The sequence below is a fragment of the Streptomyces sp. UH6 genome, from assembly GCF_013421635.1.
In the GTDB taxonomy this organism is placed as follows: domain Bacteria; phylum Actinomycetota; class Actinomycetes; order Streptomycetales; family Streptomycetaceae; genus Streptomyces; species Streptomyces abyssomicinicus.
This window is the reverse complement of sequence record NZ_JACADT010001075.1, coordinates 1-1847: the sequence shown is the minus strand read 5'-3', so window position 1 is coordinate 1847 and position 1847 is coordinate 1. Positions and strand designations below refer to the sequence as shown.

General features: G+C 71.0%; 2 protein-coding genes. Both read right to left on the bottom strand.

Annotated features, from left to right (window positions below; translation table 11 throughout):
• Positions 1–74: 74 nt before the first annotated feature.
• On the bottom strand, positions 75–842 hold the full coding sequence (fabI, locus tag HW445_RS29360) for an enoyl-ACP reductase FabI (protein ID WP_151775602.1): 768 nt from the start codon (positions 840–842) through the stop codon (positions 75–77).
• 5 nt (positions 843–847) lie between these two features.
• Positions 848–1567, bottom strand: coding sequence for a 3-oxoacyl-[acyl-carrier-protein] reductase (fabG, locus tag HW445_RS29355; protein WP_180223859.1), 720 nt, complete (start codon positions 1565–1567; stop codon positions 848–850).
• Positions 1568–1847 lie beyond the last annotated feature (280 nt).

Here is a 1847-nt window from a genome sequence, read left to right as displayed (position 1 = left end):
CACCCGACCCTCCGGAACGCCACCGCCCCGCGCCGGGTGGGTGGCGCGGGGCGGCGGGAGGGGCGGGGAAGGCGTTACGCGCCGATGGCGTGCAGGCCGCCGTCGACGTGGATGATCTCGCCCGTCGTCTTCGGGAACCAGTCGCTCAGCAGGGCGACGACACCGCGCGCGGCCGGCTCCGGGTCCGCCAGGTTCCACTCCAGCGGGGCCCGCGAGTCCCACACCGAGGCCAGGTCGGCGAACCCGGGGATGGACTTCGCCGCCATGGACCCGATCGGCCCCGCCGAGATCAGGTTGGACCGCACGTTCTGCTTGCCCAGGTCACGCGCCAGGTACCGGCTGGTGGCCTCCAGGGCCGCCTTCGCCGGGCCCATCCAGTCGTACTGGGGCCACGCGTACTGCGCGTCGAAGGTGAGGCCCACCACCGAACCGCCGTTCTGCATCAGCGGCAGGCAGGCCATGGCCAGCGACTTCAGCGAGAACGCCGAGACGTGCATCGCCGTGGCCACCGACTCGAACGGCGTGTTCAGGAAGTTGCCGCCCAGCGCGTCCTGCGGTGCGAAGCCGATGGAGTGGACCACGCCGTCCAGCGTGCCGAGCTCCTCGGCGACCACGTCGGCGAGCCGCCCGAGGTGCTCGTCGTTGGTGACGTCCAGCTCGACGACCTTCGTCGGCCTGGGCAGCTTCTTGGCGATCCGCTCGGTGAGCGTGGGCCGGGGGAAGGCGGTGAGGATGATCTCCGCGCCCTGCTCCTGGGCCAGCTTCGCCGTGTGGAAGGCGATGGAGGACTCCAGCAGCACGCCGGTGATCAGGATCCGCTTGCCCTCGAGAATTCCGCTCATGTCGATCAGTGACCCATGCCCAATCCGCCGTCAACGGGGATGACGGCTCCAGTGATGTACGACGCCTCGTCCGAGGAGAGGAAGCGCACCACGCCGGCGATCTCCTCGACCGCCGCGTACCTGCCCAGCGGAATCTTGGACAGGAGGTCGTCGCGCGTCTCCTCGGGGAGGTCGCGCGTCATGTCGGTGTCCACGAAGCCGGGGGCGACGACGTTGAAGGTGATGTTGCGCGAGCCCAGCTCACGGGCGAGGGATCGCGCGAAGCCGACCAGCGCGGCCTTGGAGGCCGAGTAGTTGGCCTGGCCCGCCTGGCCGGCGAGGCCCACGACGGAGGAGATCAGGACGACCCGGCCCTTGCGGGCGCGCAGCATGCCCTTGTTGGCCCGCTTGACCACGCGGAAGGTGCCGGTCAGGTTGGTGTCGATGACGGAGGTGAAGTCCTCCTCCGACATGCGCATCAGGAGCTGGTCCTTGGTGATGCCGGCGTTGGCCACCAGCACCTCGACCGGACCGTGCCGCTCCTCGACCTCCTTGTAGGCCTGCTCCACCTGCTCGGAGTCGGTGATGTCGCAGCGGACGGCGAGGCAGCCGAGGTCGGTGAGCTCGGCCGGCGGTTCGCCGGAGCGGTAGGTGTACGCGACCTTGTCGCCGGCCTGGGCGAACGCGCGGGCGATGGCGAGGCCGATGCCCCTGTTGCCTCCGGTGACGAGAACCGAGCGGCTCATCCGTCCCCCTTCGTGCTGTGTACGAGTTTCCCCGCCGGGCCGCGTTCCCGCGCCGACCGGCGGCTTCCCCGAAAACCTATCGGTCCGCCCGCCGTCGGGGGCCTTCGGGCACGAACAGCAGCGCACCCCCGCCGACTGTGGGATCCCTACAGTCGGCCTCCCCCGTGCCGGGCACGCGCGCGCCCCGAACGTGCAAGGGACCGGGCGGAGGGCGGCAGGCGGTTGTGGCAGCCCACCAGCGGCCCGCCACCGGTCCGACACCGGTCCGGCACTGGTCCGC

Coding starts and splice junctions, on each gene's coding strand:
- fabI (WP_151775602.1), bottom strand. CDS start 842: ATGAGCGGAATTCTCGAGGGCAAGCGGATCCTGATCACCGGCGTGCTG.
- fabG (WP_180223859.1), bottom strand. CDS start 1,567: ATGAGCCGCTCGGTTCTCGTCACCGGAGGCAACAGGGGCATCGGCCTC.